Origin of the sequence: Pseudomonas sp. PvP089, from assembly GCF_017875165.1 — a bacterium.
GTDB classification, from domain to species: Bacteria; Pseudomonadota; Gammaproteobacteria; order Pseudomonadales; family Pseudomonadaceae; genus Aquipseudomonas; species Aquipseudomonas fortuita.
This window is the reverse complement of sequence record NZ_JAGGME010000001.1, coordinates 995,914-1,019,402: the sequence shown is the minus strand read 5'-3', so window position 1 is coordinate 1,019,402 and position 23,489 is coordinate 995,914. Positions and strand designations below refer to the sequence as shown.

The 23,489-nt window shown below is 60.7% G+C and carries 11 protein-coding genes, 2 tRNA genes and 3 rRNA genes; 1 reads left to right on the top strand and 15 read right to left on the bottom strand.

Going from position 1 to position 23,489, the window contains the following annotated elements; all coding sequences use genetic code 11:
* Positions 1-117 precede the first annotated feature (117 nt).
* Positions 118-996 (bottom strand): 3-hydroxyisobutyrate dehydrogenase, encoded by an 879-nt coding sequence (gene mmsB, locus J3A71_RS04635; protein ID WP_096426758.1) that lies wholly within the window; start codon positions 994-996, stop codon positions 118-120.
* A gap of 9 nt (positions 997-1,005) precedes the next feature.
* Entirely contained in the window at positions 1,006-2,532 is a 1,527-nt protein-coding gene (locus J3A71_RS04630) for a CoA-acylating methylmalonate-semialdehyde dehydrogenase (RefSeq protein ID WP_096426759.1), read from the bottom strand.
* 132 nt (positions 2,533-2,664) lie between these two features.
* Between J3A71_RS04630 and J3A71_RS04625 the strand changes: the two genes are divergently transcribed.
* Positions 2,665-3,615 carry a LysR family transcriptional regulator gene (locus tag J3A71_RS04625; RefSeq protein WP_023046902.1) on the top strand — a complete coding sequence of 317 codons (951 nt, stop codon included), beginning with the start codon at positions 2,665-2,667 and terminating at the stop codon, positions 3,613-3,615.
* Between the two features lie 142 nt (positions 3,616-3,757).
* Here J3A71_RS04625 and J3A71_RS04620 read toward each other — a convergent pair whose 3' ends face one another.
* From J3A71_RS04620 to msrP, 13 genes are all read right to left on the bottom strand, one after another.
* Entirely contained in the window at positions 3,758-4,249 is a 492-nt protein-coding gene (locus J3A71_RS04620; RefSeq protein ID WP_016489128.1) for an OmpA family protein, read from the bottom strand.
* A 4-nt stretch (positions 4,250-4,253) separates the two neighbouring features.
* Positions 4,254-5,525: a diguanylate cyclase gene (locus J3A71_RS04615; protein WP_023046901.1), complete on the bottom strand. Its 1,272-nt coding sequence runs from the start codon at positions 5,523-5,525 to the stop codon at positions 4,254-4,256.
* A complete protein-coding gene (locus tag J3A71_RS04610) occupies positions 5,522-6,088 on the bottom strand; it encodes a YfiR family protein (protein ID WP_016489130.1) in 567 nt (188 codons plus the stop codon). Before J3A71_RS04610 ends, J3A71_RS04615 begins: the two co-directional genes overlap by 4 nt.
* Positions 6,089-6,223: 135 nt before the next feature.
* Positions 6,224-8,311: an exodeoxyribonuclease V subunit alpha gene (recD, locus tag J3A71_RS04605; RefSeq protein ID WP_096426760.1), complete on the bottom strand. Its 2,088-nt coding sequence runs from the start codon at positions 8,309-8,311 to the stop codon at positions 6,224-6,226.
* Entirely contained in the window at positions 8,308-11,982 is a 3,675-nt protein-coding gene (gene recB / locus J3A71_RS04600; protein WP_096426761.1) for an exodeoxyribonuclease V subunit beta, read from the bottom strand. The genes recD and recB overlap by 4 nt, the downstream gene beginning before the upstream one ends.
* The gene (gene recC / locus J3A71_RS04595) at positions 11,979-15,461 is read right to left on the bottom strand and encodes an exodeoxyribonuclease V subunit gamma (RefSeq protein ID WP_096426762.1); all 3,483 of its coding nucleotides are present in this window, start codon (positions 15,459-15,461) and stop codon (positions 11,979-11,981) included. The genes recB and recC overlap by 4 nt, the downstream gene beginning before the upstream one ends.
* A 278-nt stretch (positions 15,462-15,739) precedes the next feature.
* A 5S ribosomal RNA gene (rrf, locus tag J3A71_RS04590) occupies positions 15,740-15,855 on the bottom strand.
* 134 nt (positions 15,856-15,989) lie between these two features.
* Positions 15,990-18,882 (bottom strand): 23S ribosomal RNA (locus tag J3A71_RS04585).
* Positions 18,883-19,117: 235 nt separating this feature from the next.
* Positions 19,118-19,193, bottom strand: a tRNA-Ala gene (locus tag J3A71_RS04580).
* Positions 19,194-19,199: 6 nt separating this feature from the next.
* A tRNA-Ile gene (locus J3A71_RS04575) sits at positions 19,200-19,276 on the bottom strand.
* Positions 19,277-19,353: 77 nt separating this feature from the next.
* Positions 19,354-20,890 (bottom strand): 16S ribosomal RNA (locus J3A71_RS04570).
* Together the 16S, 23S and 5S rRNA genes with 2 tRNA genes alongside form the textbook arrangement of a ribosomal RNA operon.
* A gap of 903 nt (positions 20,891-21,793) precedes the next feature.
* Positions 21,794-22,405, bottom strand: coding sequence for a protein-methionine-sulfoxide reductase heme-binding subunit MsrQ (msrQ, locus tag J3A71_RS04565; RefSeq protein ID WP_023046899.1), 612 nt, complete (start codon positions 22,403-22,405; stop codon positions 21,794-21,796).
* Complete coding sequence (gene msrP, locus J3A71_RS04560) at positions 22,405-23,418, bottom strand: protein-methionine-sulfoxide reductase catalytic subunit MsrP (protein ID WP_095117288.1); 1,014 nt, start codon at positions 23,416-23,418, stop codon at positions 22,405-22,407. The genes msrQ and msrP overlap by 1 nt, the downstream gene beginning before the upstream one ends.
* Positions 23,419-23,489 lie beyond the last annotated feature (71 nt).

Genomic DNA, 23,489 nt, shown 5'->3' with positions numbered 1-23,489 from the left:
ACAACCATCTCTAGCCTGAAATACGGGCAAAAAAAATCGCGGGGCAGGTGCCCTTCCCTCTGGTGCGCAGTTACAGAGGGAAGGCCGCCTGGCCCGCGATGAAGCCCACCTCTTGCGTCAATCTTTCTTGCGATAACCCTCGACGATGGCCGAGAAGTCCTTGCCACCCTCGCCACGCAGGCTCATGGCCTGATACAGCTGCTGGGCCACAGCACCCAGGATCACCGGTTGGTGAGCCTGGCGTGCCGCTTCAGTGGCCAGCCCCAAATCCTTGAGCATCAGCTCGGCGCCAAAGCCACCGGTATAACCACGCGATGCCGGCGCCGTTTCGATAATGCCCGGCCACGGGTTGTAGGTGTCCGAACTCCAGCAACGCCCGGTCGAACTGTTGATGATGCCGGCCAGCACCTTGGTATCGATGCCCAGCGCGTTGCCCAGAGCCATGGCCTCGGACACACCGACCATCGAGATGCCCAGCAGCAGGTTGTTGCAGATTTTGGCGATCTGCCCGGTGCCGACTTCACCGCAGTGCACGATGTTGCGGCCCATCTGCTCCAGTACCGGCTTGAGCGTGGCGAACAGCTCGGCACTGGCGCCTACCATGAAGGTAAGGGTGCCGGCCGCCGCGCCGCCAGTGCCACCGGACACCGGCGCGTCGCCCATGTCTACGCCTTTGGCCGCTGCCGCCTTGGACACATCACGGGCGGTTTGCGGGTCGATGGTGCTGCAGTCCACGGTAGGCGTACCGGCACGAATACCGGCCAGCACGCCATCTTCGTTCAGGTACACGCTGCGTACATGGGCAGCAGCCGGCAGCATGGTGATCACCAGCTCGCTGTTGGCTGCCGCGTCCTTGGGTGATGGGCTGATCTGCCCACCCAGCTCGGCCAGCACGGCCTTGTTGAGGTCGAACAGGTTCAGTTGATGCCCGGCCTTGATCAGGTTGCGGGCCATGGGCGCACCCATATTGCCCAGACCAATGAATGCAATACGCATGACTTCTCCTTAGCGCAGGCTGATGGTGGTGTTCACACCGTCATTGACGCTGTCGTCATCGAACCAGCGAGCGGTGACGGTCTTGGTCTGAGTGTAGAACTGCACCACTTGCTTGCCGTACGGGCCGAGGTCGCCGAGCTTGGAGCCGCGGGAGCCGGTGAAGCTGAAGAACGGTACCGGTACCGGGATCGGGATGTTGATGCCGACCTGGCCGATATCAATTTCGCTCTGGAACTTGCGCGCTGCCGCGCCGCTCTGGGTGAACAGCCCGGTGCCATTACCGAACGGGTTGGCGTTGACCAGGGCGATGGCCTCGTCGAGGGTATCGACCTCCAGGGTAACCAGTACCGGGCCGAAGATTTCCTGGGTATAGACCTGCATGTCGGTCTTCACGCCCGAGAACAGGGTTGGGCCAACGAAGTTGCCCTGCTCGTAACCGGGCACCGTGACCTCGCGGCCATCGAGTTCCAGCTTGGCGCCTTCCTTGATGCCGCTTTCGATCAGGCCCAGCACACGCTCCTTGGCGCGTTTGGAAACCACCGGGCCAACGTCGGTGCCCGGTTCGCAGCCGGCATTGACCTTAAGTTTGCTTGCCGCTTCCTTGATGTCGGGCAGCCACTCACGGGCCTTGCCCACCAGCACCGCCACCGAGGTGGCCATGCAGCGTTGGCCCGCCGCGCCGAAGGCGGCACCGACCAGGGCGTTGATGGTTTGCGTGCGGTTGGCATCGGGCAGCACCACTGCGTGGTTCTTGGCACCCATCATCGACTGCACGCGCTTGCCGTGCTGGCTGCCGAGGTTGTACACGTGGGTGCCGACTTCAGTAGAGCCGACGAACGAAATGGCCTTGATATCAGGGTGAGTGCAGATGGCATCCACCACTTGCTTACCGCCATGCACCATGTTGAGCACGCCGGCCGGTACGCCGGCTTCCAGCGCCAGCTCGACCAGCAGCATGGTCGACAGCGGATCTTGCTCGGACGGTTTGAGCACGAAGGTGTTGCCACACACGATGGCCATGGGGAACATCCACAGCGGGATCATGGCCGGGAAGTTGAACGGGGTGATACCGGCGCATACGCCGATTGGCTGGCGCAGGGTGTAGGTATCGACACCGCCGGCGACGTTCTCGGCAAATTCGCCCATTTGCAGGGTGCCAATGGACGCGGCGTGTTCGACCACTTCCAGGCCGCGGAAAATATCGCCTTCAGCGTCGGCCAGGGTTTTGCCCTGCTCGGCGCTGAGCACCTGGGCAATGCGTTTGGTGTGTTCGCGGATCAGCGCCTGCAGCTTGAGCATGATGCGCATGCGCGCGCCGATCGGGGTGTTTCGCCAAGTCTGGAAGGCGCGGTGGGCAGCGGCCACGGCAGCGTCGACTTCCTCGACGGTGGCGAACGGCACCCGCGCCAGCACCTCTTGGGTGGCCGGGTTGACGATGTCGCGCCATTCGGTGGTCTTTGACTCGACCCACTGGCCGTCGATCAGCAGCTTCACCTGCTCTACCTTGGCCTGGTTTGGGGATTGCGGTGCGTTCATCTGCGTTCTCCTTGGAATTATTGTCGGGACGAGATCGCCAGCGCCAAGCAAACGCGAGGTGGCGTCCTGAGGCTTGTTTCGAGTATAGATGTGCAAACATCCAACAAGAACGCACAAAAAAACCGGATCATCATGCAAAAAGACCTCACATCCCTGAGCGCGCTCAACTGGGACGACCTGAAGTTTTTCCTCGAAGTGGCGCGCACCCGCAAGGCCAGCAGCGCTGCCAAACGCCTGAGCGTGGACTACACCACGGTGTCGCGGCGCATCAGCTCGCTGGAGGGGGCGTTGGGCACGCTGTTGTTTGAAAAGTCGCGGACCAACGGCTTTGTCCTTACCGCCGAGGGGCAGCGCTTGCTCGGTTATGCCGAATCGATCGAAAGCACGCTGCACATGGCGTGCGAGCAGGTGTCCGGGTCGGGCGTGGCATTGTCGGGGCATGTACGCATGGGCTGCACCGAAGGCTTCGGCAGCTTTTTCGTTACCCCGCAGCTAAGCCACTTCGTCGATGCCTACCCGGCGATTTCTGTGGATATCCTGCCGCTGCCGCACTTCATCAGCCTGTCCAAGCGTGAGGCGGACATCGTAATTGCCCTGGAGCGACCGGAGCATGGGCCTTATGTGTGCTGCAAGCTGTGCGACTACCGCTTGCGGCTGTATGCGACCCAGGACTACCTGGACAGCCATGCACCGATCCGCCAGGTAGCGGACTTGGCCAAACACCCGTTCATCAGTTACGTGGATGACCTGGCGTTCAGTTCGGAGCTTTTGTACCTGGCCAACCTGATTCCCGGCGCCAGCGCACACTTGCGCAGTACCAGTGTGATTGCGCAGTACACCGCCGCGTTGCAGGGGCGTGGGCTGGCAATACTGCCGTGCTTCCTTGCGGCGCAAGACCCGCGACTGGTGACGGTGCTGCCCGAGGAGATCGAGGTGACGCGGCAGTTCTGGATGTACTGCCGGGAGGATTTGCGCAAGTTGAAGCGCATTACCTTGCTGTGGGATTACATCCGTGGGGTGACCGAGGCGAATGCACCGTTGTTGATGGGGGAAACCCGCGAGATGCGCTTTGCCCAGGAGTGACGGTGCTGCGTAGCGCCTTTGCAGGAGCAGCCTTGTGCTGCGAAGGGGCCAGTCATGGCAATACGGCTGCTGTGCCTGGTCTGGCCTCTTCGCAGCACAAGGCTGCTCATACAAAGAAGTGTGATAGCTCAGCGGACAGCGGTCAGTAGGACGCCACCACGATCGACACCCGACGGTTCTCGGTGCGCCCCGCACTGGTACGGTTGTCCGCCACCGGTTGTGTGCTGCCCAGGCCGCGGCTCTGGATGTTCTGCGCCTGCATGCCAACCCCGACCAGCGCCCTGGTCACGCTCTGCGCGCGGCGCTCGGACAGCTGCTGGTTGTACGCCGCTTTGCCCGACGAATCGGCATGGCCATCCACCCGTACGCCCTGGATGCCAACGCCAAGCAACGCCTTGCCAATGCGTTCGACAATCGCCTGGCTCTGGCCATTGAGGCCGTCCAGATCGCTGCCGAACAGCACCTTGCCAGACAAGTCGTAAGCCCAGCCTTCATCGGTCGGGGTAAACCCTTCGCGCTTGAGTACGGCAATCTGTTCTGGGGTAAGGCCCTTGGGGGGTGCGCTCTGGCAACCGGTCAGCGCCAGCACGGCGAGTAACAAGGTCCAAAGGGAAAAGCGTAAAGCGTGTATCACGTGTTCAACTCCTGTTCTTGATTTCACTGGCGGACCGTTCCGTCTGCGCCACTTGCCAATGGCCACGGCGCTTGCGCTTGGCCTGGTACATCGCCGCATCGGCGGCATTGAGAAGACTGGCGGGGTCAGCGCCGTCATCCGGGTAATAGGCAATACCGACACTCAGTGAGGTGGCGATACTGCGGCCACTGTCCAACTGCACGGGCAGCTGCATGCTGGCAATGATCTTTTCGGCAATGTGCTCGGCGTCCTCGCGCGACTGCAAAGGCGTCAGCAGCACCGCGAACTCATCACCGCCCAAGCGTGCCACCAGGTCGTGTTCGCGCAGCTGGGCCCGCACGCGGTCGGCCACGCTGATCAGCACTTCGTCGCCCACGGCATGGCCGAGCGTGTCGTTGATCTGCTTGAAGTGGTCGCTGTCGAGGAACAGCAGCGCCAAGTGTTCCTGCTGCCGCGCCGCGTTACGCACGCTACGGCTCAGCCGCCCCTCGAAGAAGGCGCGGTTGGGCAGGCCGGTCAGGCTGTCGTGACTGGCCTGGTGCGCCAGGGTCTGGTTTTCGTTCTGCAGGTGGCTGTGCCATACCTCGAGTTCGTCGAGCAAGGCATTGAAGTCGTTGCCCAGTTCGTTGAGTTCTGCAATCCCCGCTTCCGGCACGCGCCGGTCAAAACTGCGCTCGCGGCGGGCGGCGTGGGCGACGCTGGCCAAGCCACGCAGCGGGCGGACGATATCGCTGAGCAGGCGCCGCGACAGGTATTGCGCAGCCAAGGCACTGAGTATTGTGCAGAACAGGATGCCGGCCAAGCCACTCAGCAGGAACAGCAACAGGCTACGGCCCTGGCCAACCAGTTCGATGTGCCCGACCTGCTGCTGCTGGTGCAGGATCGGCAGGTTGATCGGTTCATCCAGCAAGGCGGTGGCAACCTGCACTTCAAGCTTGGCGAGCATGCCCGTATCGCCCCGTTGCCAGTGCGCCAGCAGCTCGCCTTCGTCGTTGAAGACCTTGGCCTCGGCCACCTCCTCTTTGCTGGCGATCAGCACCAGCGATTCATTGGCTGCGGCACTGTCATCGAATACCACCGCCGCTTCCACGGTGTAGCTGATCGAACGGGCGATCAGGTGCAGGTTGTGATTGGCATAGACACGCAAGGCCAGCACGCCCAGCAGGGTAAGTGAAATACCGGCCAGGCCCACGGCGAGCAAGGCAACGCTGAGGTGGCCACGCCCAAGCACCGAACGCAGGGTTGGGCGCACGCCATGCTTGCGGGTCGGCTTCATGGCTGCACCGCCCGGCGCCGCGACAATTGCAGCACACTGGGGTGGATGCGTACGCCGGAACGCGCCACCGAGTCGAGGTTGACGTCAAAGGCCACCTGCTGATCGCTGACCCGCAGGCAGAACAGGCTACCAACCGTGCACGGGTCGTTCGCTTCGCTGATGCTCAGTACCGGGTGGCCGCTGACGCGCTCGAACAGCCGGTCGCGCTGGCCTTGGTCGAGTTTGCCGATGTAGATGGCATCGCAGGCCTGGGCGACCTGGGTGTCTTCTGCCAGCAGGCGCCGCACCTGCAGCGGGCGCCCGGACTCCTGAACATGGCCTTTGATCAGGTCATCGGCGTACTCGGTCGGGCCGACCAGGCACAAACGCAAGGGTGAGGGTTCGACGGGCCAGCGGGCGTAACTGAAGATGCCCAGGACCACCTGGGTGACGGCCTTTGCACGTTGCTGCGCCTGGGCGGCGGTTGTGCCGGGGTCTGCCCGGGCAGGGTCTGCGCAATAGAACAGGCCGGCCAGCAGTAGCGAAAGCGCACAGCTTGTCACTCGCCTTGCGGCCACGTTCATGTGGGAAATCTCTTAAAGTCCTTACCGCTATCGGCGCAACGATAGCACATGGCCGCATCGTTGTAGGAAGGAGCCCCTCATGTATCGGGATTGATGGCCCTTTCGCCGGCAAGCCAGCGCTAGGGCCTCGCGGTCTTACACCTGTTCGAGCATCAACCCGGAAATACGCCGCACCTTGCGCGCCACCGCTTCTTCGAAAATGCCCTGGCGTGGCTCGACCAGGCTGAAGCAGTGCTTGGCCCGGGTGATGCCGGTGTACACCAGTTCCTTGGTCAGCACCGGGTTGAGCGCATCCGGCAGCACCAGGGCGGTGTGGCTGAACTCCGAGCCCTGGGACTTGTGCACGGTCATGGCGAATACCGTTTCCACTTCATTGAGCCGGCTCGGCAGCACGAAACGCACACCACCACTGCCGTCGTTACGCGGGAAGGCCACCCGCAGCAGCGGCTCACCACGCTCGTCCGGCAGGCGCAGGGCAATACCGATGTCGCCGTTCATCAGCCCCAGCCCGTAGTCGTTGCGGGTCACCAGCACCGGACGGCCTTCGTACCAGGGCTGCTGGCTATCGATCAGCCCGGCAGCGTGCAGCACCCGCGCCACCCGTTCGTTGAGGCCTTCGACACCCCAGGCGCCACGACGCACCGCGCACAGCAACTGGAAGTCCTCGAAGCTGTGCAGCACCTTGCCCGCCCATTGCTCCCACGCGGGGTCGTCAAATGCAGTTTCGAGTGGAGGCCGGTAGCGGCCAAGTGTGCGCAGGTAGCTGCGATAGCCTTGCGGGCCTTCGGCACCGCGGTTCAGGCCGTCGAGTAGCAGGCGGTCGAAAGCCCGGTCCTGCTCGTGCTTGAGGGCAAGGCTGTGCACATCGGCCGGCGGCGTGGCCAGCAGGTTGCGCGCCGCATGGGAGTCCTGGCAGTTGACCAGCCGCGCCAGTTGACCAATACCGCTGCCTTCCCCGAAGCGCCGTGAGAAGCGCAGCATCACCAATTGCTGGGCCAGCGGGTTGCGCTGCTCATCACCGGCCTTCAGGCCGCTGGCGGCCAGCGACTCACCGCTGATCTGTTCCAGCCACGCAGAGGTCGCCGACGAATAGTGGCCCCCCTCGGCATCCCGGCACAGGTCGCCCAGCACCGCACCGGCCTCGACCGAAGCCAGCTGGTCCTTGTCGCCCAGCAGCACCAGGCGCGCGCGGGGTGGCAGGGCGTCGAGCAGGTTAGCCATCATTTCCAGGTCGATCATCGACGCTTCATCGACCACCAGCACGTCCAGCGGCAACGGGTTGCCTGCATGGTGGCGAAAGTGCCGCGAGCCGGGGCGGCTGCCGAGCAGACGGTGCACAGTGCTGACTTCAGTGGGGATCTGATCACGTACTTCGGCGCTGACCTGCAAGCGCTCGACTTGCTGGCCAATCGACTCCGTCAGGCGCGCAGCAGCCTTGCCGGTCGGCGCGGCCAAGCGGATGCGCAGCGGCCTGCCCTGCTCCACTGCCGGCCCCTGCAGCAAGGCCAGCAGGCGCACCACGGTAGTGGTTTTGCCTGTGCCGGGGCCACCGGTGATGATGCTGAAACCGGCACGGGTTGCCAGCGCACAGGCAAGCTTCTGCCAGTCCACCTGGCCAGCTGGCGCTCCCCCTTCGAACAGTTGCGATAGGCGACCTGACAGATCGGCCAGCGGCGCCTCGGCCTGGGTCAGGCGCTGGCGCAGGATCTGGTCGATGCGCCGCTCGTAGCGCCAGTAGCGGCGCAGGTACAAGCGCTCACCGCTGAGCACCAGTGGCCGCGCCTGCTGCCCCGGGGTATCGCCGGCAGCCACCAGCGCGCTGGCGGCGATGCGTTGGCGCCAGTCCTTCAAATCGAGGTCGGCCAGCAACTGCGAGGGCAGCAGCAAGGGGCCTGTCAAGGCGTCGCCTTCCGGCGGCAGTGACAATGCAAAATCGGGCTCGGCCAGGGTTTGTTGCAGGTCCAGGCAGACATGCCCGTGGCCCAGTTGGTGGCTGGCCAGCGCCGCCGCCAGCAATAGCAGGGGGTCGCTACCGGGGGCGCGCTCTTCGAGGAACGAGACGAACGCGCGGTCCAGGGCACGCAGCCAGCCCCGCTCTACCCAGCGGTCGAGCAGTTGCAGCAGGTCACCGCTGTCATGCTGTGGCGCCAGCGCCAGCAGGTGTTCGGCGTGCAACGGGGTGGGCAACAGGTCGACCAGGTTTCGGCTCTTGGCGCGGCTCATATCACGGCTCCGGCAAACAGGTCTTGCTGTGCCGGCGGGTGCTCGCCACGGAACAGCGCATCAAGGCGTTCAATCAGCTCGCGCGGTGGCTTGGTGTGATACACACCGTGGCCACTGCTGCTGGCGCCCCGCAGGAAGATGAACAATGCACCGCCAACATGGCGGTCGTAATCGTAGTCCGGCAAGCGAGCGCGCAACTGGCGGTGCAGGGCCAGCAGGTACAAGACGTACTGCAGGTCGTAGCGGTGCTCGAGAATGGCCTTTTCCATGGCCATGGCGTCGTAGGCCTGGATATCCGGGCCCAGCCAGTTGGACTTGTAGTCAGTCACGTAGTAACGCCCATCCAGCTCGAACGCCAGGTCGATGAAACCTTTGAACATGCCGTTGAGCACGGTCGGCTGCGCCGCCGGGCGCGCCAGGCCGGGGTGGGTGTGGCGCGCCACCAGGCGGTCGAGTTGTTCGGTGTCGACCCGGTGGCTGGCGAACCAGAACTCCATTTCGATCTGGTAATGACGCAACTGCCCGAGCGTCACGCCCTTTTCACAGCCCGGCAATGGCAGCGTCTCGCCCAGCAGGCGTTGCATCCAGTGGCTGAGGGTGGGAATCCAGCCCGCCCAGTCACGGCGATTACAGCGCTGGCCCACGGTACGCTCGATCTGCTGAGGGTTTTCGCTGACCTGGCTGAAGCCCTCCCGGCCGGCCCATTCCAGCAAGCCATGCAGGAAAGTGCCAGGGTTCGGCCCTCGCGGAAAGCGGTGGATATCGCCACTGTCGGCCGGTACCTCTCGCAGTATCTGGGCATCGACCACTTCGTCATCCAGCAACTGCTGTGCCTGCGAGCTGTCGGCAACAAGCGTCTGATCGCCGATGCGCAGGGCGCTATACGAGGCGATCCACCAATGCTCGGCTGCCGCGCGGCGCGGTTTGCGTGCGGGCACACGCTCACATTCGGCGTGCGGCATGCGATACACCCGGTCATCAGCCTGCGGCAGGCCCGAGCAGGTGATGTACGGGCATGTTGACGCCAACGCTTGCAACCAGCCTGCAAGCTGCTCCGAGCCCGCCAGGGCAAGGCCGCCACCCAGCAGGTAGCCAAAAGCCGAGCGGTGCAGCTGCGAAGTCTTCTGGTTACCGCGCTTGAGGTCGGCAACACCTAGCCAGCAAGCATGCTGGGCACGGGTCAGGGCTACGTAGAGCAGACGCAGGTCTTCGGCCAGGCGCTCGTCATCGGCGCGCTCGATCTGTAGCGGGTCCGGGGTGAGGGTGAGGTGGGCGTTACCTTCGCTGTCATGCCAGGCCAGTGGCAGGCGGCTGCCATCCACCGGCTTGCTGGTGCAGATGAACGGCAGGTAGACCAAGGGATACTCCAGGCCCTTGGACTTGTGGATGGTCACCACCTTGACCAGCTGCTCATCGCTTTCCAGGCGCAGGATCTGCTCTTCACCGGCCTGCCCGGAACTGGCCAGGTGATCGGCGAGGTGGCGGATCAGCGCCTGTTCGCCGTCCAGCTCACCCGCCGCCTGCTGCAACAGCTCGGCCAGGTGCAGCAGGTTGGTCAGGACACGCTCGCCATCACTGCGGCGGACCAGCGTGCGCGGCAGCTCGAAGTCATGCAGCAGGTGCCGCAGCATGGGCAACACGCCTTGGCGTTGCCAGGTATCGCGATAATGGCGAAAACGCATGACCCAGCCTTCCCAGACCCGTTCGTCCTGGTTCAAGCGGTCCAGCGCTACCAGCGACAAGCCCAGGGTGAGGCTGGCCAGGGCCGCCTTGAGCAGGCGCTCCGAGTCTGGCTCGGCGCAGGCCTTGAGCCAGGCCAGCACATCGTGGGCCTCCTGAGCCGTGAATACCGAGTCTTTGTCTGACAGGTACACACTGCGCACATCGCGTGCGGCCAATTCGGCGCGCACCATCTGCGCTTCATGCCCGTCACGCACCAGGATGGCAATGTCGGAGGGCAGGCACGGGCGCAATTCGCCCTCGGCATTCTGGAAGCCCGCCGTGCCCTGCTGACCGCCATTGAGCAAGGCGACGATATGGCTGGCGCAACTGGCTGCCAGCTGCTGGCGGTAGACACTGCTGGAGACTGGTTCTTCGCTTTGCAGCTGCCAGCAGTGCAGGGCTGCACTGGCAACCCCGTCAATCAGCAGCTGTTCGCCACGGCCCTTGGCGCGGACCTCGACGAACGGCAACGGGTTGTCATCGGCCTCGCGGAACAGAAACGCCCCCCGCCCCGCCTCACGCGCCTCGGCCTGCAGGAACACCTGGTTGACCGCCGCGACCATGGCCTTGCTGGACCGGTAGTTGGTGTCCAGGCTGTGCAGGCGGCCGCTGGTGGCGCGCCGGGCAGCAAGGTAGGTGTAGATGTCGGCCCCTCGAAAGGCGTAGATCGCCTGCTTGGGGTCGCCGATCATGAACAGCCCGGTTTCTGCGCGGTTTTCGCTGACAGGGTAGATGCGCTCGAAAATGCCGTACTGCACCGGGTCGGTATCCTGAAACTCGTCGATCAGGGCTACCGGGAACTGTTCGCGGATCAGGCTGGCCAGGCGCTCGCCGGCCTCGCTGGCGAGGGCGTGCTGCAAGCGCACGAGCATGTCGTCGAAGCCCATTTCTGCACGCCGGCGCTTCTCCACTTCGAAACGCGCCGATACCCAATTGGCCGCGTGCTCGAGCAGGGCGGCATCCGGACTGTCCAGGGCCTGCAATTGCTGCTGCAAGCTCTGCATGGCGTTCAGGCCCGGGTGCTCGGGCGGTTCCCCCTTCCAGGCCTCGGCCATGCCCGCCGGGGTCAGGCGGGTGAAGCCCGTGCCCAAGTCGAGCTCTACCCGTTGCTCATCCCCGGCCCAGGCGCAGAGCTTGTCGAACCAAGGCTCGAAGTAACGGGCTTGCATCTTGCGGCCATCGACCTGCTTGGCAGCCAGCGCATCGCGGCAGATCTGCCGCAGTTCTTCGGCCCACTGCGCCCACGGTGCTTTCAGCCTGACCAACTGTTCGCCACGTTGCTGCAGCGAGGACTGGATCAATGCGGCTGGCTCTGGCCCATCCTGCTGGGCACGCACGCGGCCGAACAGTGGGCGAATGCGCGGCAGCAAAGCATCGGGGCTACCCCAGTTATCACGCACCCAGGCCAGTGCGTCACCTTGCATGCCATAGCAGAAGCGCCGCCAGTAATCGCGCATCACCTGGCCCAGCAACTCGCTGTGGTCGGTTTCCAGGGTCTGGGTGAACAGGCTGCCGCTGTCGAAGGCATGCTCACGCAGCATGCGCTGGCACCAGCCGTGGATGGTCGATACCGCCGCCTCGTCCATCCACTGCACGGCGATTTCCAGGCGGCCGGCACAACGTGGCCAAGCCTCTTGCGGGTAATCGTCACGCAGTTGGTGCAACAGCGGATCGGCGCCTTCCAGTTCGCCACGGAAGAACCGTGCAGCCTCCGCCAGGCGCGCGCGGATGCGTTCGCGCAGCTCTTTGGTGGCTGCATCAGTGAAGGTGACCACGAGGATTTGCGGTGGCAGCAGCTCGCGTGCGAAGCCCTGCTCGCCCCCATGACCGAGGATCAGGCGCAAGTACAGCGCCGAGATGGTGAAGGTCTTGCCCGTGCCAGCGCTGGCCTCGATCAGCTGGCTGCCGTGCAGGGGGAAACTCAGTGCCAGGGGACGGTCCTGGGTCATGCGCCTTTCTCCGAGTTGCCCAGGGTCTGCCAAGGGGCGGTGAACAATGGGCGGTACAAGGTTTCGCACCAGCCTTCAAAGGTTTCGTCAGCGGTGAGTGCGGCAAAGTCGCGGAACTGGCGGGCCAAGGCAATGCTCTCACTTCGCTCGCCGAAACGGGTGCGTTCATCGCCTTCGTAGGCGCGCGCAGCTGCAGCCAGGGCTTTATCCGCATCGTCCTCGGCCAGCCAGGCGAACGCGGTCTTGGCCGCGACGGGCAACGGCGCATTCATCGCCGCCTGACGGGCCACCAGCAGGTCGCCCAACAGCTGCGCAGCCTGCTGTTGCGCCAGCGGTGCGAGCAACAGGGTCAGGTCGCTGGCTACCAAGGCACTGTAATAGGAATAGCCCGCCGCACAGGCCGCCAGGTGCGTAACCCAAGGGGCGATCAGGCGGTGCCACTTAAGGTTGTTGCGCCCTGCGCTGATCGTATTGGGTACGGTGGTGATACTGAGCAGGCTCTGGTCATCCGCCTGGAAGACCCGCCCCAGCCAGCCTTCGAGGCGGTGCTGGCCGTGCTTGAAATGCACCGGCAAGGCGCCCTCGACCGGCTGCGGCCAGCGTTGCAGCAACTGCTGGTGACGTTGCAGCAGGTCGGGGAGCGGTTCGATCAACTCGCTTTGCAGCAGCTCGCCGAAACCGGCCAGCGGCAGCAAACCACAGGCCTGAAGGCGCCTGGCCTGGGCCCGCAAGGCCTGTTCGGCGTTATCCGGTTCGGCCAGCGCGGCGCCAAGCAGGCTTTCACTGGCGCCATAGCGCTGCAGGGTATCAAGGACAAAAGGTTCTTCGTCCGGAGTGGGCGCTTCCAGCGCCTCGAAGTACACCTTCAAGCGCTGGCTGAAGAAATGCCGCACCGGGTGGCGCAAAAAGTCATTGAGCTGGGTCAGGCTCAGGGCTTCATCGTCAAGATAAGGCGGCAGGCCGGTATCAATCTGCTCATCCTCCTCGCCCTGCTGGTGCAGCAGCTGCCATTCGTGGGCGAAGCTGAACAACGGGCTGCCCTTCTGGAAGTAGCGTGAGCTGAAAGGCTGCAGGGGATGCTCCTGGGTCAGTGCGTGCAGCAGTTGCTCGCCCGGTTGCGCTGGCGAACCCTCCTGCGCCCCGGCCAGATGCCAGCCTGCAGCGATGTGATCACGCAACTGGCCGACCAGGACCGAGGCAGGTCGCTCGCTGTTGTCGCGGATACTGCGCCCGACCCAGCTGACGTACAGCTGGTCACGCGCCGACAGCAGCGCTTCCAGCAACAGGTAACGATCGTCTTCGCGCCGTGAGCGGTCACCGGGGCGGTAGTCGCTGGCCATCAGGTCGAAGTCCAGTGGTTGCTGGGCGCGCGGGTAATCACCATCGTTCATGCCCAGCAGGCAGACCACTCGGAACGGGATGGCGCGCATAGGCATGAGGGTGCAGAAGTTCACCGAGCCGGCGAGGAAGCGTTGCGACAGCTTGCCCTGGTCGAGGCCCGACAGCCAGGCTTCACGCACTACGGTGAGCGGCAACGGGTCTTGCAGGCCGACGGCCTCGCACACTTCAAGCCAGCCATCGCGCAGCTCCTGCAGCTGCATCAGCAGGAGCTCGTCACGCTCGCCCTCAGCGAGGAAAAACACCTGCAGCAAAGCATGCAGGCGCTCGCCCCACTCGCTGACGGTCGCAGGCTCGGACAAGGCCTGGCAGGCCACTTCGAGCGCATCAAGCAGTGCGACCAGCGGGCCGATCAGTGCCGCGTCCAGGCCACCGATTTCATCATAGGGTTCGATGCCGTCACAGGCTTCGCCCACCCCCACGGCATAGCCCAGCAGCATGCGCCGCAGGCCGAAGCGCCAGCTGTTCTGTTCAAGCCCGCCGGGCAAGCCCAGGCTGGCCCGCTGCTCGGCGTTGATGCCCCAACGGATACCTGCGCCCTCGATCCAGCGGTGCAGCGTGGGCAATTCGTTTTCGCGGATACCGAAGCGGGCGCGGACTGCCGGGACGTCCAGCAGGTCAAGTACTTCGCTGACCGCAAAGCGGCTGTCTGGCAACTTGAGCAGGTGTTCGAGGGCGATCAGCAAAGGCTCGCGACCGCGCTGGCCCTGGTCAGTGAGGGTGAACGGAATGTAGCGTGGATCATTGCGGTGCAACTGGCCGAACACTGCGCGGATATGAGGCGCATAGGTGTCGACAGCCGGCAGCATGACGATCACGTCACGCGGGCGCAACGTCGGGTCGGCGCTGAAGCGGGCCAGCAGTTGGTCGTGCAGGATCTCCACTTCACGTTGCGGGCTGTGGGCAATGTGGAATCGAACAGAGCGGTCCTTCGCCGTGTCGACTGGCAGCCACATCTCGCGGGTTTCGGCGAGCGGGCGCAGTTCAAGAATGTCGTCCTGCAGTTGGTTAAGCAGGGTTGTGGGCGAACCGTCACTGAAAAGGTCGATGCGGCCATCGCTGAACACACCCTGGTAGCTGCCAGGGTCGTCATAGCTGTCGAGCAGGTTGATACAGTCGCGACCTTGTTTGCCCCAGGCTGCCAGCAACGGGTGGGCATGTTGATGCAGCGACTGGTCGTCCAGTTGCAGGGGCATGCCCTGCTTGCGCTGCTGGCGCTTGTACTGATGGCGCAGCAGATCCTTGTCGGCAACGATATCGGCCCAGTGGTGGCGGCAGGGGTTGTGCACGCACAGCAGCACCTGGCTGAAACGCGCCAGGCCCGCCAATGCCTCCAGGGCCTGGGCAGGCAGCGAAGAGATACCGAACACGATCACCCGCGGCGGGAGCCCTGCGGGTGCCTGCTGCAAGCTGTTGATACGCTCGACGAAGCGTTGATGCACGCCGGCGCGGCTCTGTGCCATCCCCTCTTGGCCAACATCCTCCAGCAGCGCACGCCACAGTTCGGCTTGCCAGCGGTTGCCCGGGGGCAGCGCTTTGCGCTCGCCGCGGGCGGTGTTGAGGATGTGCTCGCCCGCAGCCCAGTCCTTGAGCCAATCGGCACGGTAGACCTGGTACTGGTCGAACAGGTCAGCCAGGCGCTCGGCGAGCTGGTAACGCTTGCGTAGGTCACTGTCGTCGGTGAGGAAGCGCCGCAGCGGCTCGAAATGCGGGCGCTCGATCAGGGCCGGCAGCAGGCGCATCAGTCGCCAGGTCAGCGGGGCCTTGTCGAGCAGGGAAACCTCGGGAATTTCGTCACGGCCCAGCACGCTTCGGTACAACTGCCACATGAAGCTGCCGGGCAGTTGCACATCGATTGCGGCGGCGATGCCGCAGCCGCCCAGGTCATCTGCCTGCGGGTCTTCAGCCAGCGCGAGTTTGAGCCATTGGGCGATGCCATTGCTTTGCACCAGGGCAATTTCGTTTTCCAGCGGCGCCAAGGGGTAGCGACGCATCCAGCTCACCACCAGGCTGCGCAGGTCGTCGAGGCGGTTGCCGTGGACGATCATGAAGCCGGGGTGGAGGTGGGTGATGTTGGGCATCGGCGGGTCTCTGGCAGGCGCTGGTGGCTGAGGGGGAACGATATCACGCGAACATGAAAGGGCCGAATGCCATCATTTTGAGCCCCCTTGGCTGGCGTTGCCCCTTTCACTGTAGGAGCGGGCGTGCCCGCGAAACAGGCTGCGAGGTGGATGGCACGGGCTTCGCCCGTGTTCGCGGGGCAAGCCCGCTCCCACAGGGATTCGAGCTGGGCTGAATTTTTTGCCCACAAAGACAAAACCCCTACCTGCATGCGCAGATAGGGGTTTTGCGAAATGAATCTTGACGATGACCTACTCTCACATGGGGAAACCCCACACTACCATCGGCGATGCATCGTTTCACTGCTGAGTTCGGGATGGGATCAGGTGGTTCCAATGCTCTATGGTCGTCAAGAAATTCTGTAGCCAGAATGTCCAGATGGACAGCCCAGCGAATTCGGATATGTGATGTTTGTGGTTTGTTGCGAACTTTCGGTTCGTATCATCTTCACCACCGCAATCTGCGTCAGCAAATTGCTTGGGTGTTATATGGTCAAGCCTCACGGGCAATTAGTATTGGTTAGCTCAACGCCTCACAGCGCTTACACACCCAACCTATCAACGTCGTAGTCTTCGACGGCCCTTTAGGGGATTCAAGATCCCAGTGAGATCTCATCTTGAGGCAAGTTTCCCGCTTAGATGCTTTCAGCGGTTATCTCTTCCGAACATAGCTACCCGGCAATGCCACTGGCGTGACAACCGGAACACCAGAGGTTCGTCCACTCCGGTCCTCTCGTACTAGGAGCAGCCCCTCTCAAATCTCAAACGTCCACGGCAGATAGGGACCGAACTGTCTCACGACGTTCTAAACCCAGCTCGCGTACCACTTTAAATGGCGAACAGCCATACCCTTGGGACCGGCTTCAGCCCCAGGATGTGATGAGCCGACATCGAGGTGCCAAACACCGCCGTCGATATGAACTCTTGGGCGGTATCAGCCTGTTATCCCCGGAGTACCTTTTATCCGTTGAGCGATGGCCCTTCCATACAGAACCACCGGATCACTAAGACCTACTTTCGTACCTGCTCGACGTGTGTGTCTCGCAGTCAAGCGCGCTTTTGCCTTTATACTCTACGACCGATTTCCGACCGGTCTGAGCGCACCTTCGTACTCCTCCGTTACTCTTTGGGAGGAGACCGCCCCAGTCAAACTACCCACCATACACTGTCCTCGATCCGGATAACGGACCTGAGTTAGAACCTCAAAGTTGCCAGGGTGGTATTTCAAGGATGGCTCCATGAGAACTGGCGTCCCCACTTCAAAGCCTCCCACCTATCCTACACAAGCAAATTCAAAGTCCAGTGCAAAGCTATAGTAAAGGTTCACGGGGTCTTTCCGTCTAGCCGCGGATACACTGCATCTTCACAGCGATTTCAATTTCACTGAGTCTCGGGTGGAGACAGCGCCGCCATCGTTACGCCATTCGTGCAGGTCGGAACTTACCCGACAAGGAATTTCGCTACCTTAGGACCGTTATAGTTACGGCCGCCGTTTACCGGGGCTTCGATCAAGAGCTTCGCTTGCGCTAACCCCATCAATTAACCTTCCGGCACCGGGCAGGCGTCACACCCTATACGTCCACTTTCGTGTTTGCAGAGTGCTGTGTTTTTAATAAACAGTCGCAGCGGCCTGGTATCTTCGACCGGCATGGGCTTACGGAGCAAGTCCTTGACCCTCGCCGGCGCACCTTCTCCCGAAGTTACGGTGCCATTTTGCCTAGTTCCTTCACCCGAGTTCTCTCAAGCGCCTTGGTATTCTCTACCTAACCACCTGTGTCGGTTTGGGGTACGGTTCCCAGTTATCTGAAGCTTAGGAGCTTTTCTTGGAAGCATGGTATCAACCACTTCGTCGCCTAAAGGCAACTCGTCATCAGCTCTCGGCCTTGAAATCCCGGATTTGCCTAAGATTTCAGCCTACCACCTTAAACCTGGACAACCAACGCCAGGCTGGCCTAACCTTCTCCGTCCCTCCATCGCAATAACTGGAAGTACAGGAATATTAACCTGTTTTCCATCGACTACGCTTTTCAGCCTCGCCTTAGGGACCGACTAACCCTGCGTCGATTAACGTTGCGCAGGAAACCTTGGTCTTTCGGCGTGCGAGTTTTTCACTCGCATTGTCGTTACTCATGTCAGCATTCGCACTTCTGATACCTCCAGCAAGCTTCTCAACTCACCTTCACAGGCTTACAGAACGCTCCTCTACCGCATCACCAAAAGGTGATACCCGTAGCTTCGGTGCATGGTTTGAGCCCCGTTACATCTTCCGCGCAGGCCGACTCGACTAGTGAGCTATTACGCTTTCTTTAAAGGGTGGCTGCTTCTAAGCCAACCTCCTAGCTGTCTAAGCCTTCCCACATCGTTTCCCACTTAACCATGACTTTGGGACCTTAGCTGACGGTCTGGGTTGTTTCCCTTTTCACGACGGACGTTAGCACCCGCCGTGTGTCTCCCATGCTCGGCACTTGTAGGTATTCGGAGTTTGCATCGGTTTGGTAAGTCGGGATGACCCCCTAGCCGAAACAGTGCTCTACCCCCTACAGTGATACATGAGGCGCTACCTAAATAGCTTTCGAGGAGAACCAGCTATCTCCGAGCTTGATTAGCCTTTCACTCCGATCCACAGGTCATCCGCTAACTTTTCAACGGTAGTCGGTTCGGTCCTCCAGTCAGTGTTACCTAACTTTCAACCTGCCCATGGATAGATCGCCCGGTTTCGGGTCTATACCCAGCGACTAAACGCCCTATTAAGACTCGCTTTCGCTACGCCTCCCCTATTCGGTTAAGCTCGCCACTGAATATAAGTCGCTGACCCATTATACAAAAGGTACGCAGTCACCTAACAAAGTAGGCTCCCACTGCTTGTACGCATACGGTTTCAGGATCTATTTCACTCCCCTCTCCGGGGTTCTTTTCGCCTTTCCCTCACGGTACTAGTTCACTATCGGTCAGTCAGTAGTATTTAGCCTTGGAGGATGGTCCCCCCATATTCAGACAAAGTTTCTCGTGCTCCGTCCTACTCGATTTCATTGATAAGAGATTTTCGTGTACGGGGCTATCACCCACTATGGCCGCACTTTCCAGAGCGTTCCACTAATCTCAAACCAACTTAAGGGCTGGTCCCCGTTCGCTCGCCACTACTAAGGGAATCTCGGTTGATTTCTTTTCCTCAGGGTACTTAGATGTTTCAGTTCCCCTGGTTCGCCTCTTGCACCTATGTATTCAGTACAAGATAACCAGCTTGTGCTGGCTGGGTTCCCCCATTCAGAGATCTCTGGATCACAGTCTGTTTGCCGACTCCCCAAAGCTTTTCGCAGGCTACCACGTCTTTCATCGCCTCTGACTGCCAAGGCATCCACCGTATGCGCTTCTTCACTTGACCATATAACCCCAAGCAATCTGGTTATACTGTGAAGACGACATTCGCCGAAAATTCGCACGTCGCTCTTTCGAGCAGAACTCACAAATTTTACCTTAGCCTGATCCACCAGCAGTGAAACTGGTGTTCAGTCTATTTCTATCACATATCCGAATTTTTAAAGAACGATCTGACAAAAGTCAGAAATCAACATTCATCTACGAATGTTCATTTCTAAGTTCTGATCAAGTAAAGCGAGTGGTGGAGCCAAGCGGGATCGAACCGCTGACCTCCTGCGTGCAAGGCAGGCGCTCTCCCAGCTGAGCTATGGCCCCGCATATTGGTAGGTCTGGGCAGATTTGAACTGCCGACCTCACCCTTATCAGGGGTGCGCTCTAACCAACTGAGCTACAGACCTATATAGGGTCTTGATCGTCTTCGACAATGAATCAAGCAATTCGTGTGGGAGCTCATCAGCAGGCTGATGTCGTCGATTAAGGAGGTGATCCAGCCGCAGGTTCCCCTACGGCTACCTTGTTACGACTTCACCCCAGTCATGAATCACACCGTGGTAACCGTCCTCCCGAAGGTTAGACTAGCTACTTCTGGTGCAACCCACTCCCATGGTGTGACGGGCGGTGTGTACAAGGCCCGGGAACGTATTCACCGCGACATTCTGATTCGCGATTACTAGCGATTCCGACTTCACGCAGTCGAGTTGCAGACTGCGATCCGGACTACGATCGGTTTTGTGAGATTAGCTCCACCTCGCGGCTTGGCAACCCTCTGTACCGACCATTGTAGCACGTGTGTAGCCCAGGCCGTAAGGGCCATGATGACTTGACGTCATCCCCACCTTCCTCCGGTTTGTCACCGGCAGTCTCCTTAGAGTGCCCACCATAATGTGCTGGTAACTAAGGACAAGGGTTGCGCTCGTTACGGGACTTAACCCAACATCTCACGACACGAGCTGACGACAGCCATGCAGCACCTGTGTCAGAGTTCCCGAAGGCACCAATCCATCTCTGGAAAGTTCTCTGCATGTCAAGGCCTGGTAAGGTTCTTCGCGTTGCTTCGAATTAAACCACATGCTCCACCGCTTGTGCGGGCCCCCGTCAATTCATTTGAGTTTTAACCTTGCGGCCGTACTCCCCAGGCGGTCAACTTAATGCGTTAGCTGCGCCACTAAAATCTCAAGGATTCCAACGGCTAGTTGACATCGTTTACGGCGTGGACTACCAGGGTATCTAATCCTGTTTGCTCCCCACGCTTTCGCACCTCAGTGTCAGTATCAGTCCAGGTGGTCGCCTTCGCCACTGGTGTTCCTTCCTATATCTACGCATTTCACCGCTACACAGGAAATTCCACCACCCTCTACCGTACTCTAGCTTGCCAGTTTTGGATGCAGTTCCCAGGTTGAGCCCGGGGCTTTCACATCCAACTTAACAAACCACCTACGCGCGCTTTACGCCCAGTAATTCCGATTAACGCTTGCACCCTCTGTATTACCGCGGCTGCTGGCACAGAGTTAGCCGGTGCTTATTCTGTCGGTAACGTCAAAACACTAACGTATTAGGTTAATGCCCTTCCTCCCAACTTAAAGTGCTTTACAATCCGAAGACCTTCTTCACACACGCGGCATGGCTGGATCAGGCTTTCGCCCATTGTCCAATATTCCCCACTGCTGCCTCCCGTAGGAGTCTGGACCGTGTCTCAGTTCCAGTGTGACTGATCATCCTCTCAGACCAGTTACGGATCGTCGCCTTGGTGAGCCATTACCTCACCAACTAGCTAATCCGACCTAGGCTCATCTGATAGCGCAAGGCCCGAAGGTCCCCTGCTTTCTCCCGTAGGACGTATGCGGTATTAGCGTTCCTTTCGAAACGTTGCCCCCCACTACCAGGCAGATTCCTAGGCATTACTCACCCGTCCGCCGCTGAATCGAAGAGCAAGCTCTTCTCATCCGCTCGACTTGCATGTGTTAGGCCTGCCGCCAGCGTTCAATCTGAGCCATGATCAAACTCTTCAGTTCAATACTGCTTGGGTTTTTAAGAAACCCTAAACTTGGCTCAGCAATCTCAAATGACTATGTGATTTCTCGCATGGTCACTTGTGATGCTGATAATCTTTTTGACTATCAGTCCATACTCACAAGCACCCACACGAATTGCTTGATTCAATTTGTTAAAGAGCGTTTGGTTAAGAGCTTTTCGTCTCAACCGAGGCGCGCATTCTACGCTTTCCTCAGAGCCTGTCAAGCGTTTATTTTGAAGTTTTTTGCGAGAAACTCGTTTAGCTTCAAACACTTAACTCGCTGCGATCTCTCGTAGCGGGAGGTGAATCATACAGCGTTTAGAAGCGCTGTCAACCACCATTTCAACCGCTTGCGATCATTCGATCGTAGCCCTTTCAACGCCACCTTAACTACTTAACTCATTGAATCTCAAGGAGTTTGTCGTTCCGATGTCGCTGGAAGTGGGGCGCATTATAAGGGGATTCAGAAGGGCGTCAACCTTTAATTTCAAGAAACTGAAATATAAGCAGGAAACACCGTAGAAAGGCCACCAGGTATCCGCCACAACACAGTCAGCGCCTGTGAGATCGAGCGCCGCCCGCGCGGCGCATCGCGACGCAAGGCCGCTCCCACATTTGTTTCGGGCCAGTCCAGCCTGTGCCATTGGCGCGCGCCCCCTTGTTTGTTCCCTTCAATATTGAAGGTTGCGCCGCCCCTTCACTGCAATCTCCAGCCATACACCCAGGGTGCGAGTGCGGAAGAGGCAGGAGTAACTGGCCCGAAACAAATGTGGGAGCGGCCTTGCGTCGCGATGCGCCGCGCGGGCGGCGCTCGATCTCACAGGCGCCATAAGATCAAAGGCAAGCACCTTTCACAGCCACTACTATCTCGAGACCGACCCTTGGCAGCCCCACCTCACTCTCAAACCGCCCTGCCCTGCTTCCGACCAACCCTCGAAAGCCCCCGCCCAACAGCAGGAATCCGCAGCACCATCAGCACAGCACCAATAAACGCATAGACAGCCCACTCCCGCAGGTCCGAACGCACAATCCACAAAAAGTGCAGCAACCCCAGCCCAAGAACCAGATACACCAACCTGTGCAGCTTCTTCCACCGCGCCCCCAGCCGCCGCTGGCTATACCGATTCGAGGTAGCCGCCAAGGCCAGCAAGCACAGGAACCCAAGCGCACCCACAATAATGTAGGGCCGCTTACTCAGCTCCACCGCCAACTGCCCCCAATCCAGCCCAAGAATAAAGAACAGGTAACAAAGGATGTGCAGCACTATATAAGCAAACACCCACAACCCCAGCTGCCGACGCACCACGATCCACCCCGACCAGCCCGTCACCTTCTGCAGTGGCGTCATGCTCAAGGTCACCAACAGGAAGGTGAGTGCCCCAAGCCCAAGGCGATCCATCATGATCTTCCCGGGGTCAGGCCCCAGCAGGTTCATCGCTGCCTCATATAACCACCACGCCGGGAACAGACATCCCACGACGAAAATAGCCAGGCGAAACCAGGGGTAACGCATCAATAGTTCTTCCGCAGATCGAGCCCGGTATACAGCGACGCCACTTCATCGGCGTAGCCATTAAACATCTGGGTCTCTCGCACATTGGGGCTGAACAACCCGCTGGGCAATCGGCGCTCACGTGCCTGGCTCCAGCGCGGGTGATCGACCGTAGGGTTCACATTGGCATAGAAGCCATACTCATCCGGCGCCAGCCCTTCCCAGGTAGTGCCGGGCTGTTCAGCCACCAAACTGATGCGCACGATCGACTTGATGCTCTTGAAGCCATACTTCCACGGCACCACCAGGCGCAACGGCGCGCCATTCTGGTTCGGCAGTTCGCGGCCATACATGCCTACCGCCAGGATCGCCAAAGGGTGCATTGCCTCGTCCAGGCGAAGCCCCTCTCTATAAGGCCAGTCGATCAGGGCGAACCCCGAACGCTGCCCGGGCATGTGCTGCGGATCCTTCAATGTTTCGAAGCGCACATACCGCGCCTTGGACGTGGGCTCCACCTGCTTGAGCACCTGCGCCAAAGGGAATCCCAACCAAGGGATAACCATCGACCAAGCCTCTACGCAACGCAGCCGATAAATCCGCTCTTCAAGCTGATAAGGCTTGACGAAGTCTTCCAGCGCATAGCGCCCAGGCTTGCCCACCTCACCATCCACCACAACCGACCACGGCTCGGTCTTCAGGCTATCGCCATTGGCTGCCGGGTCACCCTTGTCGGGCCCGAACTCGTAAAAATTGTTGTAATGGGTGGCATCCTTGAACGGCGTGATCGCCTCGTCCTTCACCGTCATCGCCTGCCAGCGCGTGGCAGCGAGCTTGTCGGCGAACCAGGCTGGCGCGGTGCCGGCCTGCACATCGGCATAACGCGAGACTTCTGCAGCCCCAGCCCCGCCTGGCAGGGCGCCCAGCGCCAGACCGGCCAACGAGCCACCCAGCAATGTGCGACGGGAAAGGTAGATGCCTTCTGGCGTGATCTGCGAGGCCTTGCACTCGGAAGACCTGGGAAGCTTGATGAGCATGGGCGGCTCCATAGCACTGGGTAACGGATGTACCAGTATGACTATGGAGCCGGAAGGTTATTCCAGCGTTA